This window comes from Polaromonas sp. P3_B1 (assembly GCF_056402935.1).
This window is the reverse complement of record NZ_JBFUGK010000019.1, coordinates 85,414-101,336: the sequence shown is the minus strand read 5'-3', so window position 1 is coordinate 101,336 and position 15,923 is coordinate 85,414. Positions and strand designations below refer to the sequence as shown.

Below are 15,923 nucleotides of genomic sequence, written 5' to 3'. Positions count from 1 at the left end.
ACTGGGTGGTAACCGGGCGTGCAATTACAGCTAAACAGCCGAATTCTATTGCAATGCAACAATAAGCTTACAAACGAATGCCGCTTCTTGATGAATCCCGTCAACTAAGGTCGTTTTTGTAGTGATGGGTGTCGGTGCGGTACAAGCCCCGGCGCAATTCCATGGGCAGGTCGTTGTAGGTAAAGGCAGTGCGCTCCACGCTGAGCAGCGGTGCGCCCACCGGCACGCCAAGCAGCGTTGCGGAGGCTTCATCGGCGGCGATGGCGCGGATTTTTTCCTCGGCGCGCACCATGCGTACGCCGAACTCGGTTTCAAACAATGCGTACATCGGGCCGCGATGGGTGGCCAGCCGTTCGGCTGTCAGGCCCTTGAACGGGCCGCCGGGCAACCAGACGTCTTCAAGAATGGTGGGAGTGCCCTGGAAGGCCAGCACGCGGCGCAACTGCAGCACGGCGTCGCCGGTGCGCAGCAAGAGCGGGCGCGCGATGTCGGCGGGCGCGCGCAGGCGCTTGCAATCGATGATCTGCCGCTCGGCGGGGCCTTCGCTGTTGGCGTCGCCGCTGTCGGGCATGAGGCGCAGGAAGCGGTACTGCACATGCTGCTCGGCATGCGTGGCCACGAAGGTGCCCTTGCCTTGGCGGCGCACCACCAGGTTTTCGGCGGCCAGCTCGTCGATGGCCTTGCGCACCGTGCCCTGGCTCACGCGAAAGCGCGCGGCCAGGTCCATCTCGCTGGGAATGGCTTCGCCGGGTTTCCATTCGCCGGCTTGCAGGCTTTGCAGGATCAGCACCTTGATCTGCTGGTACAGCGGGCTGAAGGCCGGAGCCACACCCGTCGCCGCGCCTGCATCGCCGGCGAGGGCGGCGGGATCGGTCAATGAGGACGTGTTGATGGCCATGGCAGCAGGTTGGCGGCGGTTAACAAACAGCAAAACAGCGGACTGAAGCGACACCGCGGCGGGCGCGCGGCATCCCGGGAAATAAACTCCGAATCAAGCCCGAATCATATCTTATATAAGACATAAGACAAATTGACGCCCGTCACTTTTCAAGCGTAAAATCTTGGGCTGAGCCAGTGCATGGCCTGCCGTTTTGCGGTGATTTTGAGGGGCGAAACCCCGCCAAACCATCCCTGAATATCCCAGGCTCGCGCCAGACATCTCACATCACACCCCTCATCAACCGATTCTTAACTTTCCTGGAGCCCTCGATCATGAGCAAAAAACCCGTCCGTGTTGCAGTCACCGGTGCAGCTGGCCAAATCGGTTACGCACTGCTGTTTCGCATTGCCTCSGGCGARATGCTCGGCAAGGACCAGCCSGTSATYCTKCAACTGCTCGAAGTGCCTGTTGAAGGCCCGCAAAAAGCGCTCAAGGGCGTGATGATGGAACTCGACGACTGCGCCTTCCCGCTGCTGGTCGGCATGGAAGCCCACAGCGACCCGATGACGGCCTTCAAGGATGCCGACTACGCGCTGCTGGTCGGTTCGCGCCCACGCGGCCCCGGCATGGAACGCGCCGAGTTGCTCGCCGTCAACGGCGCCATTTTCACGGCGCAGGGCAAGGCCCTCAACGCCGTCGCCAGCCGCAACGTCAAGGTCCTGGTGGTCGGCAACCCCGCCAACACCAACGCCTACATCGCCATGAAGAGCGCGCCCGACCTGCCGCGCAAGAATTTCACCGCCATGCTGCGCCTGGACCACAACCGTGCCGCCAGCCAGATCGCCGCCAAGACCGGCAAGGCCGTGGCCGACATCGAAAAACTCACCGTCTGGGGCAACCACTCGCCCACGATGTACGCCGACTACCGTTTCGCCACCATCAAGGGCGAAAGCGTCGCCAAGATGATCAACGACCAGGAATGGAACGCCAATGTGTTCCTGCCCACCGTCGGCAAGCGCGGCGCCGCCATCATTGAAGCGCGCGGCCTGTCCTCGGCAGCCTCCGCCGCCAATGCCGCCATCGACCACATGCGCGACTGGGCGCTGGGCACGAACGGCAAGTGGGTCACCATGGGCATCCCGTCGGACGGCCAGTACGGCATTCCCAAGGACATCATGTTCGGCTTCCCCGTGACCTGCGAAAACGGCGAGTACAAAATCGTCGAAGGCCTGGAAATCGATGCCTTCAGCCAGGAACGCATCACCAAGACCCTGGACGAGCTCAAAGGCGAGCAGGACGGCGTCAAGCACCTCCTGTAATCCAGCTTGCAGCACCAGAGGCCGCCCAGCACCTTGCCCGCACACCACCGCCGCCCCTCATGAGCGACTGGAACCCCGCACTCTACAGCCGCTATGAGGACGAGCGCACGCGCCCGGCCCAGGAGTTGCTGGCGCGGGTTCCGCTGGCGCAGGCGGCCAAGGTGTTCGACCTGGGCTGCGGGCCCGGCAACTCCACCGAGTTGCTGGTCCGCCGCTTTCCGGGCGCCGTGGTGACGGGCACCGACAACTCCGAAGCCATGCTGGCCAGCGCGCGCAAGCGTTTGCCGGCGGCGCGCTTCGAGCTCAGCGACATCGCCGATTGGCAACCCGCCTCCGGCGATGCCGCGCCCCAGCTGGTTTACGCGAATGCGGCCCTGCAATGGGTGCCGGATCACGCCAGGCTGATTCCGCGGCTGTTCGCGGCGCTGGCCCCCGGCGGGGTGCTGGCCATCCAGATGCCCGACAACCGCGACGAGCCCACGCATCGCCTGATGCGTGAACTCGCCGCCGAGGCGCCATGGACCGAGGCCATAGGCGATTATTCGAAGCTGCGCACCGACCTCTTTTCCATAGACCGCTACTACGACCTTCTGGCCGCTGTGGCCGCGCATGTCGATGTCTGGCGCACGGCTTACCAGCACCCGATGGATTCGGCTGCGGCGATTGTCGAATGGGTGCGCGCCACGGGCCTCAAGCCTTTCGTGGACCGCCTTTCGCCTGATCTTCAGGCCAGCTACCTGGCCGAATACGAGCGGCGCGTCGACAAAGCCTACCCGCCGCGCAGCGACGGAAAACGGCTGCTCGCATTTCCCCGCATGTTCATCGTCGCCCAGCGCAAGCCATGAACGCAGTGGCTGCTCACCCCGCGCAGGTACTGCTGGGCGCCCAGGCCGGCGCCATGGTGCTGCCGGTCTGCGACCACTACAGCGGCGTGGAAGCGCGCATGCGCAAAAGCCTGCAGCTGCAGGCCGAGATGATCGAGGAGTTCGGCGCCTGCGTCTTCGACGTGACGCTGGATTGCGAAGACGGCGCGCCCGTGGGCGGCGAAGCCGAGCACGCGGCCATGGTGGTGGCGCTGGCGGCTTTGGCCGGCAACAAGGCCCGCGTCGCCGTGCGCGTGCACGCGGTGGACCACCACGCCTTCGACGCCGACATGGCGGTGATTGCCGGCAAACTGGCGCGCCATCTTTCTCACATCATGGTTCCCAAGGTCGAATCGCTGGCCGACGTGCTGCGCGCCGAACAGGCGCTGCTGGCGGCCGGCGCCGGCGATTTGCCCTTGCATGTGCTGATTGAGTCGCCGCTGGCGGTGCGCAACGCCTTTGAGATTGCGGCGCACCCGCGCGTGCAGTCGCTGAGCTTCGGGCTTATGGATTTTGTGTCGGCCCATGCGGGGGCGATTCCCGCCGCCGGCATGAGCAGCCGGGGCCAGTTCACGCACCCGCTGGTGCTGCGCGCCAAGCTGGAGATCGCCGCGGCCTGCCATGCCCACGGCAAAGTGCCCTCGCATTGCGTTGTCACGGAATTCAATGACACTGAAGCCATGACCGCTGCCGCACGCCATGCCGCCCAGGAGCTGGGCTATACCCGGATGTGGAGCATCCACCCGAACCAGATCCGCCCCATCCTGGAGGCCTTCGCGCCCGGCGAAGGCGAGATTGAGGACGCCGCCAAAATCATCACCGCCGCAGCCAGYGCAGACTGGGCCCCCATCAGCTTTGAAGGCAAGCTGCACGACCGCGCAAGTTACCGCTACTTCTGGCAGGTCCTGGAGCGCGCGCACCAGACCGGCCGGGCGCTTCCCCCCGAGGCGCAAGCTTATTTCAAGACCGCGTTCCACTGAACGCTCACCACCTCATCACCCGTACGAAAGCCCCATGCAAAAACTCCACACCCCCTCTGTTGTCCACGCCCTGGCCGCCGCTGTTTTGCTGGCCGCTTCCGGTTTTTCCATGGCCCAGACCGACGCGGCCGCCAAACCCGCCGCAAAACCTGCCGCCAAGAAGCAGCCCGTCGTCAACCCGTCCAGCCGCACCAACCYCAAGAGCGCCGCCAAGAACGTGGCCGCCGGCATTGAGGCCGCCGAAGCCGCGCTGACGCCGGCCGAGCTGGCCATCGCCGAGCGTGTGCACGTGGGCAAGCTGCCCTGCGAACTGGGTGCGGCGGTCGATCTGGCGCCTGATGCCAAGTCGCCCGGTTATTTCAATGTCAGCGGCAAGAACTTCAAGTACCGCATGTTCCCCGTGGCCACCACCACCGGCGCGATCCGCCTGGAAGACCAGAAGGCCGGCGCCGTCTGGCTGCAGCTGGCGAACAAATCCATGCTGATGAACCAGAAGCTGGGCATACGCCTGGCCGACGAATGCATGAGCCCGGCGCAGCTGGCGGTGGCCGAAGCCATCAAGCTGAACCCGCCCGCCAGCGTGCTGGATGCGCCCAAGCCGGCCGTCGCCGCGCCTGTCGCCTCCGATGCGCAGCCCGTGCCAGCCGCTGCTGCGGCAGCAGCGCAACCCGCTTCGGCCGCCAAGTAAACAGCGCCGGCAAACCCGCTCTCTTTTACATACCCACACCACGATTTCGATTACAGGAGAAACCAGCATGTCATCCGAGTTCTTGCAAACCTACCGCAACCACGTTGCCGAGCGCGCGGTTGCCGGCATCCCGCCGCTGCCGCTGTCCGCCAAGCAGACCGGCGAAGTCATCGAGCTGCTGAAGAACCCGCCCAAGGGTGAAGAAGCTTTCCTGGTCGAACTCATCACCCATCGCGTTCCCGCCGGTGTTGACGACGCCGCCAAGGTCAAGGCCAGCTACCTGGCCGCCGTGGCCCACGGCACGGAAAAATGCGCGCTGATCTCGCGTGAAAAAGCCACGCAACTGCTGGGCACCATGCTGGGCGGCTACAACATCAGCCCCATGGTCGAGCTGCTCGACGACGCCGAGGACAGCGTCGCCACGCAAGCCGCCAGCGGCCTGAAAAACACCCTGCTGATGTTCGACCAGTTCCACGACGTGCAGGAAAAGGCCGAGAAGGGCAACAAATACGCCAAGGCCGTGCTGCAAAGCTGGGCCGATGCCGAATGGTTCACCAGCCGTCCCGAAGTGCCCCAGTCCATCAAGCTGACCGTCTTCAAGGTGGCCGGCGAGATCAACACTGACGACCTCTCGCCCGCGCCCGACGCCTGGAGCCGTCCCGACATCCCGCTGCACGCCCTGGCGATGCACAAGAACGCGCGGCCCGGCGTCACGCCTGAGGAAGACGGCAAGCGCGGCCCCGTCAAGTTCATTGAAGACCTCAAGTCCAAAGGCAACCTCGTGGCCTATGTCGGCGACGTGGTCGGCACCGGTTCCTCGCGCAAGTCCGCGACCAACTCCGTGCTGTGGTGGACCGGCGAAGACATTCCCTTCGTGCCCAACAAGCGTTTTGGCGGCGTCTGCCTGGGCAGCAAGATCGCCCCGATTTTCTATAACACCATGGAAGACTCCGGTGCGCTGCCGATCGAACTCGACGTGAGCCAGATGGCCATGGGCGACGTGATCGAGCTGCGCCCCTATGAAGGCAAGGCGCTGAAAGACGGCAAGGTGATCGCCGAGTTCAAGCTCAAGAGCGACGTGCTGTTCGACGAAGTGCGCGCCGGCGGCCGCATTCCGCTGATCGTCGGCCGCGGCCTCACGGCCAAGGCGCGCTTCGCGCTGGGCCTGCCCGTGTCCACCCAGTTCCGCCTGCCGGTCAGCCCGGAAGACAACGGCCGCGGCTTCACGCTGGCGCAAAAAATGGTCGGCCGTGCCGTCGGCCTGCCGGAAGGCCAGGGCGTTCGCCCCGGTACCTACTGCGAGCCCAAGATGACCTCGGTCGGCTCGCAGGACACCACCGGCCCGATGACGCGCGACGAACTGAAAGACCTGGCCTGCCTGGGTTTCAGCTCCGACCTGGTCATGCAGTCCTTCTGCCACACGGCCGCTTATCCCAAGCCTGTCGACGTGAAGATGCACCACGAGCTGCCCGACTTCATCAGCACGCGCGGCGGCATTTCGCTGCGCCCGGGTGACGGCATCATCCACAGCTGGCTCAACCGCATGCTGCTGCCCGATACCGTGGGCACCGGTGGCGACAGCCACACGCGTTTCCCCATCGGCATCAGCTTCCCCGCGGGCTCGGGCCTGGTGGCTTTCGGCGCCGCCACCGGCGTCATGCCGCTGGACATGCCTGAATCCGTGCTGGTGCGCTTCAAGGGCGAAATGCAGCCCGGCATCACGCTGCGCGACCTGGTCAATGCGATCCCGCTGTACGCCATCAAGGCCGGCCTGCTGACGGTCGCCAAGCAGGGCAAGAAGAACATCTTCTCGGGCCGCATCCTGGAGATCGAAGGCCTGCCCGATCTCAAGGTGGAGCAAGCCTTCGAACTCAGCGACGCCTCGGCCGAGCGTTCCGCCGGCGGCTGCACGGTGCACCTGAACAAGGAACCCATCATCGAGTACATCAACAGCAACATCACGATGCTGAAGTGGATGATTGCCACGGGTTACTCGGACGTGCGCACCATCAAGCGCCGCATCGCCGCCATGGAAGCCTGGCTGGCCGACCCGCAACTGCTCAAAGGCGACGCGGATGCTGAATACGCCGCCGTCATCGAGATCGACCTGGCCGACATCCACGAACCCATCGTCGCTTGCCCGAACGATCCCGACGACGTGAAGACGCTCAGCGAAGTCGCCGGCAGCAAGATCGATGAGGTCTTCATCGGCAGTTGCATGACCAATATCGGCCACTTCCGCGCGGCTTCCAAGCTGCTTGAGAACAAGCGCGACATCCCCGTCAAGTTGTGGATGGCACCGCCGACCAAGATGGACGCCAAGCAGCTGACCGAAGAAGGGCACTACGGCGTCCTCGGCTCGGCCGGCGCCCGCATGGAAATGCCGGGCTGCAGCCTGTGCATGGGCAACCAGGCGCAGGTGAAGGAGGGCGCGACGGTGTTCTCCACCTCCACCCGCAACTTCCCGAACCGCCTGGGCAAGAACTCCAACGTCTACCTCGGCTCCGCCGAGCTGGCCGCGATCTGCTCCAAGCTGGGCCGCATCCCCACCAAGGCCGAGTACATGGCCGACATGGGCGTGCTGACGGCTGCCAGCGACAAGATCTACCAATACCTCAACTTTGACCAGGTCAAGGACTACACCGACATGGCCGATACCGTGAAGGACGGCGTGGCCGCCTAAGTGGACACCCTGCCGGCGGCTTGACACCTGCCAGCCGAAATGGAAGGATGAAGTGATGAAGCAACCGTCACTTCTTTCCTTCCTTTTTTTTGCGCTTTTTTCGGCAGCGGGTGTGGGTGCCCAGGAGGCCCAGCAAGCGCGCACCAACGCTTTCAACGATCCCTTCCTGCAGGTCACCTCGGCCATCGCCCAGTGCCCGGTTCCCGAAGGGCCGCTCTACACCGAGCAGGAAGTGCGCGACGTGGCCCATGTGCGGGCGCAGCACGGCGGCAGCTGTTTTCGTGTGGGCCGTTGCCGGCTGGCCAACTCCTATTGGTACGACGCCGAGATCATTCCGCGCGTCTCGCAGTACATCAAGCTTGACGGCCGTTTTGACGACACCAGTGTGTGGGTACAGGGTGAGCGGCGGCTGGTTTTCCTGAAAGGCTGCGTCAAGACGCGAGAGCAGTCGGAGGCGCTTGAAAAGGCCGTCTGGCTGGTCGACGATGTGATGGGCGTGGTGAATTACCTGCGTGTGGGTGATGAGCCTGTGCGTTACGTGCCCGCACAAGCGGCTTCGAAATAGAGCTCGCCACCAAAGGCAGAAACGACAAAAGCCCCGCTGTTTCCGGCGGGGCTTTTTTTCGGCTGCGCGATCAAAGGCCCGCAGGCAACGGGTCCGCGACCCGCAACTCCGACCCGTCGACAAACTTCAGGTACCAGAACTCCGGCGCCAGCGGCAGGTTGGGGCGTATATAGCTGATGTTGGCCGGCTGCACATAGACCGTTGCCACGCCCTCGTCAGGCGGCGGCGCCAGGTAGTGGCGCTTCATGCCTACCAGCCCGCCTATGGTGGAGACCACCGTGCCTATGGATTCGGTGACGGCATTGACGGTACTGCCCTGGCCCAGCATGTGGATCAAGGTCCGGCCGACCAGGTCGGGCAGCGAGGCTTCCACATACAGCACCCCGGCGGTGTTGATGCGCAGGTCGTCGGGCGCGGCCGGTTCAGTCGACTTGTTGAACGAGATGAATGCCATGATGGAATGTGGTGTGTTGGGCCTGTATGGGTTCAGGACAGATGCAGCTCTTTGTGTTCGCCCAGGCGCGGAGGTGTGTCGCCCGTTAAGGCGGCCTTCGCCATCTTGGCCAACTGCACCATCTTGCTTTCCTTGACGTCCCAGTACTCGGCGTGGTGAATGCGCACTTCCAGCAAGGCGAGGTCGGGGTCGTTCACGCCGGCCGGAAACCAGGCCCGTGCCACCTGCGACCAGAGCTCTTCTTTTTTGGCCTGGTCCTCGGCGATCACCGCCTGGCCCGAGAGCGACACGTAGCTGTCGTCGCCCGGGTCCGCATACGACACGTTGACGTTGCCGTCCTGCTGAAGCCGCTGGGCCAGCTCGCTTTTGCGCGAGATGAAGAAGTACAGCTGCGCTTGCTCGTCCAGCGCCTTGTTCTGCGTGGTCAGCGGGTGGGCATGCAGCATGCCGTTGCTGTGGCGGTGCGTGAGCATGCCGTAGCGTATGTCCTTGATCAGTTCCCACAGCGTGTCGTGGTCGGATTTGGTGCTCATGGAATTTCCTCAAAAAATCTGAATGTGTGCTTGATGCTAGGAGCGCGCCCGGCCCTGCTGCATCAGCCCGCGTCGCGGCCCCCTGTCAGCGAGGGCCCACAGCCCCCGCGTGGCGGACGTGTTTACGCGCCAGACATGCCCGGCGGGGTGGAAGCGGTTACCATACAGATGCAAGTAATTCGCATTTGTATTGYGGCATTCTTACAGGCGCGGCGCTGGCCGGTCCTCCGCGCGCCTGCTGTTTTCCATCCCTAAAGGTGCTTCATGAAACTGTTTTTCCCTTCCCTTGCCGCTGCCGCCACGCTGGCCGCCGGCCTGCTGGCCGCGCCCCTGGCCGCCACCGCCCAGGGCGTCAAGCCCACGGCCGAAGGCATCGTGGTCTACAACGCGCAGCACGCCAGCCTCACCAAGGCCTGGGCCGATGCCTTCAGCAAGGAAACCGGCATCAAGGTCACGCTGCGCAACGGCAGCGACACCGAGTTGGGCAACCAGATCGTGCAAGAGGGCGCCGCATCGCCCGCCGACGTGTTCCTGACCGAAAACTCGCCCGCCATGGCGCTGGTCGACACGGCCGGCCTGTTTGCCCCGCTGGATGCGGCCACACTGACTGAAGTGCCCGCCAACTTCCGTCCCGCGCATGGCCGCTGGACAGGCATCGCCGCGCGCAGCACCGTGTTCGTCTACAACAAGGCCAAGCTCACGCCGGCCCAGTTGCCCAAGTCCATGCTGGACCTGGCCACGCCCGCCTGGAAAGGCCGCTGGGCCGCGTCGCCTTCGGGCGCCGACTTCCAGGCCATCGTGAGCGCGCTGCTCGAACTCAAAGGCGAGGCCACCGCCGCCGCCTGGCTCAAGGCCATGAAGGAAAACGCCACGCCCTACAAAGGCAACGGCACCGTGCTCAAGGCCGTCAACGCCGGCCAGATCGAAGGCGGCGTGATTTACCACTATTACTACTACGGCGACCAGGCCAAGACCGGTGAGAACAGCAACAACACCCAGCTGCATTACTTCCGCAACCAGGATCCGGGTGCATTCGTGAGCATTTCCGGCGGCGGCGTGCTGGCTTCGAGCAAGCACCAGCCTGAAGCCCAGGCGTTTGTGAAGTGGATCGCCGGCAAAGGCGGCCAGGAAATTTTGAAGACCGGCGATGCCTATGAGTACGCCGTCGGCACGGGCCTGCAGTCCAACCCCAAGCTGGTGCCGCTGGCCGAGCTGCAGGCGCCCAAGGTCGAGCCCTCCAAGCTCAACAGCAAAAAAGTCACCGACCTGATGACCCAGGCCGGCCTGCTGTAAACCGTTTTTAAGTCCGCGAATCGGACGCTTCCCTTGAGTGCCTTGCCCCTTGATGTTGGTGCCGATGCCGCCCTGAAGCCGGCGGTCGCGGTGCGTTTGCCCGTGCCTGCTGCCGGCCGTGGCGGCTGGCGCCTGTCCTGGGTGGGTGGCGCGGCCCTGGTGGTATCGCTGCTGGCTTTGCTGCCGCTGGGCTTTGTGGTCTGGGTTGGCGTCCAGACCGGCTGGGACACGGCCTCGGCCTTGATCTTCCGGCCGCGGGTCGGCGAGCTGCTGGTCAATACCGCGCTGCTGGTGGCGCTCACGGTGCCGCTGTGCGCGGTGCTGGCGGTGGCGCTGGCCTGGCTCACCGAGCGCAGTGACCTGCCCGGCGCCCGCACCTGGGCCTGGCTGCTGGTGGCGCCGCTGGCAGTGCCGGCTTTTGTGCACAGCTATGCATGGATGACAGTGGCGCCCGGCCTGCATGGCTTGCCCGCCGGCGTGATGGTGTCCTTGATCGCCTATTTCCCCTTCCTGTACTTGCCCGTGGCCGCGGCGCTGCGCCGGCTGGACCCGGGCATGGAAGACAGCGCCGCCTCGCTGGGCCTGGGCCCCTGGGCCGTGTTCTTTCGCGTGGTGCTGCCGCAGCTGCGGCTGGCGGTGTGCGGCGGCTCGCTGCTGGTGGGGCTGCACCTGCTGGCCGAGTACGGGCTCTACGTGATGATCCGTTTCGACACCTTCACCACCGCCATCGTTGACCAGTTCCAGTCCACCTACAACGGRCCYGCCGCCAACATGCTKTCSGGCGTGCTGGTGGTGTGCTGCTTCTCGCTGCTGGGGCTGGAAGCGGCCGCGCGCGGCAAGGAGCGTTATGCCCGCGTAGGGGGCGGCGCGGCACGCATGCCTTTCAAACGGGGCCTTGGCCGCTTCACGCTTGTGGCGCTGCTGTTGCCCGCGTTGCTCAGCGTGCTGGCGCTGGGCGTGCCGATGTACACGCTGGCGCGATGGCTGCTGGCCGGCGCAGGGGCCGTGTGGCGCTTCAATGAAATCGGACCGGCCATTCTTCAAACCCTGGGCCTCGCGGTGGCGGGCGCGCTGCTGACCACCCTGGCCGCCGTGCCCATGGCCTGGTTGTCGATACGCTCGCCCGGCCGGCTGCAGCGCGTGCTCGAGGCTTGTAACTACATGGTCGGCTCGCTGCCCGGTGTGGTGGTGGCGCTGGCGCTCGTTACAGTGACCGTGCGCCTGCCGATTTACCAGACGGCGCTCACGGTGCTGCTGGCTTACCTGCTGATGTTTTTGCCGCGCGCGCTGATCAGCCTGCGCGCCGGGATCGCGCAGGCGCCGGTGGAACTGGAGCAGGCCGCGCGCAGCCTGGGCCGCACGCCCGCGCAGGCGCTGTGGGCCGTCACTCTGCGTCTGGCAGCGCCCAGCGCGGCGGCCGGCGCGGCGCTGGTGGGCCTGGGCATCACCAATGAGCTCACCGCCACCTTGATGCTCGCGCCCAACGGCACACGTACCCTGGCGACTTCCTTCTGGGCCTATAGCAGCGAAATCGACTATGCCGCCGCCGCGCCCTATGCGCTCATCATGGTGCTGCTCTCGCTGCCCATGACATGGCTGCTTTACCACCAATCCAAACGCACGGCGGGACGATGACGCGATGACGACCTCTCTGGAACTGCAAGCCATCCGCAAACACTACGGCGCCGTCCAGGCGCTGGGCGGCGTGGACCTGAGCGTTGCGCCCGGCAGTCGCACCGCCATCGTCGGGCCCTCGGGCTCGGGCAAAACCACGCTGCTGCGCATCATCGCGGGCTTTGAGGCGCCCGACGCCGGACGCGTCACCCTGGGCGGGCGGCAACTGGCCGATGGGCCCGGCGCCGTGCCCGCGCACGAGCGCGGCATCGGCTATGTGCCGCAGGACGGCGCGCTGTTCCCGCACCTCACGATTGAAGGCAACGTCGGCTTCGGCCTGCCGCGCAGCATGCCAAAAGCCCAACGCACCGAACGCATCGCCGAACTGATGGACATGGTCGCGCTGGACGCCGCCATGCTGGCGCGCCGCCCGCACGAACTCTCGGGTGGGCAGCAGCAGCGTGTGGCGCTGGCGCGCGCGCTGGCGCAGCGGCCGCGCCTCATGTTGCTCGACGAGCCTTTCTCCGCGCTGGACACCGGCCTGCGGGCCAGCACCCGCAAGGCGGTGGCGCAGTTGCTGGGCGCCGCAGGCATCACCACCATTCTTGTCACACACGACCAGGCCGAGGCCCTCTCGTTTGCCGACCAGGTGGCCGTGATGCGCGGTGGGCTGCTGGTGCAGGCAGGCCGTCCGCTGGATCTTTATCTGCGGCCGCGCGATGCGGCGGTTGCCGGCTTTCTGGGCGACAGCATCGTGCTGCCCGCGCAATTAAGCGGCGGCTGGGCCGATTGCGCGCTGGGACGCATCGCCGTCAACGACAACTCGCGCCAGGGCGCGGCGCAGATCATGTTGCGGCCCGAGCAACTCCAGGTGGCGGAGGTACCCGCCGAAGCGGCGGTGCAGGGTTCGCAAAACGGCGCCTGCTATGGCGCTGTCATCGATACGGATTTCGGCGGCTCGGTCTCTGTGCTGTCGGTGCGCCTGGTGCGCGGCACGGGCGTTGCCGCGGCATCCGCGCCCTCCGTTCACTGGGACGAGCCGCTGCTGGTGCACAGCACGGGCATGCACGCGCCGGCGCAGGGCGCCATGGTGCGCATCACCGTGGCCGGCCAGGCCCACGTTTTCAGCGCCTGAGGCAACGGGCGGCGCTTTTGTTGCCAATCCCCGGCGTGCCCGTCGGGGCTCTTCAGTTTTGTTACTTTTTCCAGCCAGGGATTTCCTGCTTTTGGGTATATTGTGTACGGTGTACACAATATTTCATCAACCCCTTAATCAGGAGATTTCCCATGGCTCGTTATGTAGACGGTTTTGTGGTTCCCGTTCCGGCCAGGAAGGTGGAGGCCTATCGCAAGCTGGCCCGCAAGGCCGGCAAGATCTGGATGGAGTACGGCGCGCTCGACTACACCGAGTGCATTGCCGACGACGCCAAGCCCGGCAAGCTCACCTCTTTCCCGCAAAGCGTCAAGCTCAAGAAGGACGAGGTGGTGGTGTTCTCCTGGATCAGCTTTAAATCGCGCAAGCAGCGCGACAGCATCAACAAAAAAGTCATGTCAGATCCGCGCCTGGCGGATATGGCGGATCCCAGGAATCTCCCCTTTGATGGCAAGCGCATGATCTGGGGCGGCTTCAAGACCATGGTGGAGCTCTGAGTTCTCGGGGCGCTAGCCCTTCACCGCCACTTCCACCGTGGCCCTGGCCGCCGGCCGGGCCTGCAGCGCCCTGATCGTCACCGGTATTCCGCTGAGCACCGCATTGCCCGACAGCGGGTCGCGCCACTGGTCATCCAGCAGGGCATTGAGGTTGGCGCCGGGGCGTTCGGCCGCCAGCGACAGCCGCGTGCCGGGCTGGCCGTGGCCCCATCCGTGCGGCAGGCTCACCACGCCGGGCATCATGGCTTCGCTCAATTGCACCTGCGCTTCGATGTGCCGCTGGGCGGACGCGTTGCCGCTGCTGATGCGCGCGAGGGCGCCGTCGGCCAGGCCGAATCGCGCCGCGTCTTGCGGGTGGACCAGGGCGGTACAGCGGAACGGGCCCTTGGCCAGCAAGGGCAGGTTGTGCATCCAGCTGTTGTTGGACCTGACGTCGCGCCTGCCGACGATCACCAGGTCGGGCACGGGCCGCAGCAGATCAGCCGCGGGGCGGGCCAGGTCGGCCAGCAGCGAGGGGGGCGCCAGCTCCACCTTGCCCGAAGGCGTGCGCAGTATCTCGGGAATGCGTGGCGCGAGTTCGCCGAGGTCAATGCCACCGAGGGCGCCGCTCATGCTTTTAACCTTGGCAAGGGTGAGGCCCTCCGGGTTGCGGCCAAAGCCGTCGCCATAGGGGCCGCTGCGCAGCGCCACGTCCAGCAGGCGGTCGGTGCCTTTGAGGCCGCTGACCGCCTGGACCACCGCGGCGCTGTGTTCGCCAAACAGGCGCTGGGCATCCTGTGCGAACTGCAGGTCGTCCAGGTCCGCGGCGCTTGTGCCAATGCCTTTTCCTTGAAGGATGCCGGTCAGCCGCGCGAGGGTCTCCCATTCATCGGGCTGGCCGTCTGCACGCGCAAACACCGGCGCGCTGTAGCGGGCGTGGTTGCGCCAGGAGAACTGCGTGAAGACCACGTCGTAGTGCATGTCTTCCAGCGGCGAGGGGCCGGGCAAAATCACGTCGGCGTGGCGTGAGGTTTCGTTGAGGTAGATGTCCAGGCTGACCATGAAGTCCAGCTGGCCCAGCGCGCGCGACAGGCGCTCACCGTTGGGCACGGACAGCACCGGGTTGGTCGCGATGCTGATGAAGGCCTTGACCTGGCCGGGGCCCGCGGTTTCGATTTCTTCGGCCAGGCAGGTGGCCGGCAGCTCGCCCAGCACCTCGGGCGCGCGGCTCACGCGGCTGTGGTGGCGGCCGGTGGCCACGCCCTTGCCGCTGCCGGGCCAGCCCGCGGTGTTGGCGGCAAAGGCGGCGGCCTTGGGAAACAGCGCGCCGCCGATTTCGTCGAGGTGGCCGGTCACGGCATTGAGCACGTCGATCAGCCAGCTGGCCAGCGTGCCGTATTCCTGTGTGCAGGTGCCGATCCGGCCGTAGACGGCGGCGCGCGGTGTGCGCGCAAGCGTGCGCGCCAGGCTGCGGATGGTGTCCGCGCCTATGCCGCAGCGCGCGGCCACGGTGTCGGCGTCAAACGGCGCCACCGCCGCTTCAAGTTCGGCCAGGCCGTTGAGATGTTCCGTGAGCCGGCCGGGGTTGGCGAGCTTTTCGGTAAACACCGTGTGCAGCAGGCCCAGCAAAAAGAACACATCGCCGCCGGGACGGATGAAGTGGTGCGCATCGGCCATGGCGGCCGTCTCGGTGCGGCGAGGGTCCACCACCACCAGCTTGCCGCCGCGCGCCTGCAGCGCCTTGGCCTTGCCCTTGAAGTCGGGCACCGTCCACAGGCTGCCGTTGCTGGCCAGCGGGTTGGCGCCCAGCATCAGCACAAAGTCGCTGCGCGAAATATCGGGCACGGCCACACTCAACCAGTTGCCGAACATCAGTCCGGCGGCCAATTGCTTGGGCATCTGGTCCAGCGTGGAGGCCGAGTACACATTGCGCGAACCCAGCGCGCGCACCAGCCGCGGAAAGTACAGCAGCAGGCCGGCCTTGTGCGAGGCCGGGTTGCCGGCCATCACGGCCACGCTGTCTTTGCCGTGGGCGGCTACCAGCGGCGGCAGGCGGCGGTTGATTTCCTCAAACGCCTCGTCCCAGCTGGCTTGGACAAACACCCCGTCGCGCTTGATCAGCGGCGTGCGAAGGCGGTCGGGGTCTTCATGCAGGTCTTTCAGCGCCACCCCTTTGGGGCAGATGTAGCCGGCGCTGAAGACGTCGGCCTCGTGCCCGCGAATGCTGACGACCTTGCCGGCCGTCACCTTGAGCTCCAGGCCGCAGCAGGCCTCGCACAGCGGGCAGATGCGGTGGTGGGTGGTCTCCTCGTTTGCCTGGGCGGCGGTGGATTCGGTCATGTCTGTCTCCGCGATCTGTGGCTGGTCTGTCCCCTCATTACGCGCTTGCGGCGCCGGCTTGCCAATCACGCGGGCGACATGG

The 15,923-nt window shown here is 65.7% G+C and carries 14 protein-coding genes; 10 read left to right on the top strand and 4 right to left on the bottom strand.

Annotation, left to right across the window (positions count from 1 at the left end):
- Window positions 1-100 precede the first annotated feature (100 nt).
- Window positions 101-898: a GntR family transcriptional regulator gene (locus AC1DXS_RS13070; RefSeq protein ID WP_477737917.1), complete on the bottom strand. Its 798-nt coding sequence runs from the start codon at window positions 896-898 to the stop codon at window positions 101-103.
- 314 nt (window positions 899-1,212) lie between these two features.
- Between AC1DXS_RS13070 and AC1DXS_RS13065 the strand changes: the two genes are divergently transcribed.
- The 6 genes from AC1DXS_RS13065 (at window position 1,213) to AC1DXS_RS13040 (ending at window position 7,978) form a co-directional block, all read left to right on the top strand.
- Entirely contained in the window at window positions 1,213-2,199 is a 987-nt protein-coding gene (locus AC1DXS_RS13065) for a malate dehydrogenase (protein WP_477737916.1), read from the top strand.
- A 59-nt stretch (window positions 2,200-2,258) separates the two neighbouring features.
- Window positions 2,259-3,044, top strand: a complete 786-nt coding sequence (tam, locus tag AC1DXS_RS13060; RefSeq protein ID WP_477737915.1) for a trans-aconitate 2-methyltransferase — start codon at window positions 2,259-2,261, stop codon at window positions 3,042-3,044.
- Window positions 3,041-4,042: an HpcH/HpaI aldolase/citrate lyase family protein gene (locus tag AC1DXS_RS13055; protein ID WP_477737914.1), complete on the top strand. Its 1,002-nt coding sequence runs from the start codon at window positions 3,041-3,043 to the stop codon at window positions 4,040-4,042. Before tam ends, AC1DXS_RS13055 begins: the two co-directional genes overlap by 4 nt.
- 34 nt (window positions 4,043-4,076) lie before the next feature.
- Window positions 4,077-4,730, top strand: coding sequence for a hypothetical protein (locus AC1DXS_RS13050; protein WP_477737913.1), 654 nt, complete (start codon window positions 4,077-4,079; stop codon window positions 4,728-4,730).
- A 67-nt stretch (window positions 4,731-4,797) separates the two neighbouring features.
- Window positions 4,798-7,413, top strand: coding sequence for a bifunctional aconitate hydratase 2/2-methylisocitrate dehydratase (locus AC1DXS_RS13045; protein WP_477737912.1), 2,616 nt, complete (start codon window positions 4,798-4,800; stop codon window positions 7,411-7,413).
- Window positions 7,414-7,468: 55 nt separating this feature from the next.
- Entirely contained in the window at window positions 7,469-7,978 is a 510-nt protein-coding gene (locus AC1DXS_RS13040; protein WP_477737911.1) for a BON domain-containing protein, read from the top strand.
- A 70-nt stretch (window positions 7,979-8,048) separates the two neighbouring features.
- Here the strand turns inward: AC1DXS_RS13040 and AC1DXS_RS13035 are convergent, their stop codons facing one another.
- Window positions 8,049-8,432 (bottom strand): hypothetical protein, encoded by a 384-nt coding sequence (locus tag AC1DXS_RS13035; RefSeq protein ID WP_477737910.1) that lies wholly within the window; start codon window positions 8,430-8,432, stop codon window positions 8,049-8,051.
- A gap of 32 nt (window positions 8,433-8,464) precedes the next feature.
- Entirely contained in the window at window positions 8,465-8,965 is a 501-nt protein-coding gene (locus AC1DXS_RS13030) for a pyridoxamine 5'-phosphate oxidase family protein (RefSeq protein WP_477737909.1), read from the bottom strand.
- 264 nt (window positions 8,966-9,229) lie between these two features.
- On the opposite strand from AC1DXS_RS13030, the gene AC1DXS_RS13025 reads away from it, so the two are divergent.
- The 4 genes from AC1DXS_RS13025 to AC1DXS_RS13010 all read left to right on the top strand — a co-directional run bounded on the left by AC1DXS_RS13025 (window position 9,230) and on the right by AC1DXS_RS13010 (window position 13,522).
- Complete coding sequence (locus AC1DXS_RS13025; protein WP_477737908.1) at window positions 9,230-10,258, top strand: iron ABC transporter substrate-binding protein; 1,029 nt, start codon at window positions 9,230-9,232, stop codon at window positions 10,256-10,258.
- A gap of 42 nt (window positions 10,259-10,300) precedes the next feature.
- Window positions 10,301-11,893, top strand: a complete 1,593-nt coding sequence (locus AC1DXS_RS13020) for an ABC transporter permease (RefSeq protein ID WP_477737907.1) — start codon at window positions 10,301-10,303, stop codon at window positions 11,891-11,893.
- 4 nt (window positions 11,894-11,897) lie between these two features.
- Window positions 11,898-13,007 carry an ABC transporter ATP-binding protein gene (locus tag AC1DXS_RS13015; RefSeq protein ID WP_477737906.1) on the top strand — a complete coding sequence of 370 codons (1,110 nt, stop codon included), beginning with the start codon at window positions 11,898-11,900 and terminating at the stop codon, window positions 13,005-13,007.
- A 152-nt stretch (window positions 13,008-13,159) separates the two neighbouring features.
- Entirely contained in the window at window positions 13,160-13,522 is a 363-nt protein-coding gene (locus AC1DXS_RS13010; RefSeq protein ID WP_477737905.1) for a DUF1428 domain-containing protein, read from the top strand.
- A 12-nt stretch (window positions 13,523-13,534) separates the two neighbouring features.
- Here the strand turns inward: AC1DXS_RS13010 and AC1DXS_RS13005 are convergent, their stop codons facing one another.
- Window positions 13,535-15,841 carry a molybdopterin-dependent oxidoreductase gene (locus tag AC1DXS_RS13005; protein ID WP_477737904.1) on the bottom strand — a complete coding sequence of 769 codons (2,307 nt, stop codon included), beginning with the start codon at window positions 15,839-15,841 and terminating at the stop codon, window positions 13,535-13,537.
- Between the last annotated feature and the right edge of the window lie 82 nt (window positions 15,842-15,923).